This window comes from Acinetobacter halobius, from assembly GCF_044130335.1.
Lineage (GTDB): Bacteria > Pseudomonadota > Gammaproteobacteria > Pseudomonadales > Moraxellaceae > Acinetobacter.
Map to the genome: position 1 here is coordinate 1 of NZ_JBIQOD010000048.1, position 501 is coordinate 501.

General features: G+C 35.1%; 1 protein-coding gene. It reads right to left on the reverse strand.

Annotated elements, in window-relative coordinates; all coding sequences use genetic code 11:
* Positions 1–462: DUF4372 domain-containing protein (locus tag ACE01U_RS17045; RefSeq protein ID WP_395580021.1), on the reverse strand; the 462-nt coding region annotated here is incomplete at its 3' end.
* Between the last annotated feature and the right edge of the window lie 39 nt (positions 463–501).

Sequence of the window (501 nt, forward strand, 5' to 3'; positions counted from 1 at the left end):
TAACCCAACTGTAAGTTTTATACTGGCTTTGGACTCATGTACTTTTGCCCATTCACACAATGACAGTGAAAGATCAATATGACTCGCATCAAGTGAATATAATGGATTTTTAAATCGGAATTTATGAGCAATCTTAGTATTTTCACAATGTTGAAGTAGTTGGATAAACAATTGTTGATACAAGCTAGCTGGTTGTTCTTCATTGATTCTTGCTAGCGTACTTCGTGCAATTCTTTTGGCACCAAGGTGATAAAGCTTTTCCTGTTGTGATTCGAGATTAGATTCAATATCCCTCAAGCTTTGACGGCATGATAGTTGAGACATTAATATTGCAATAAATTGATCCCATCGTGTTGCTGATCTTAATTTTTGTCCTTGATGGTATTGTTTTGCAAGACGTTCAAAATCTTGTCTCAAAATGGGTTTGAGTAATTGATGAAATACAGTATTCTGATGTGACAAAACCTGAATCCTTGTAGTTGAAGTGTTTGTTCGCACTTA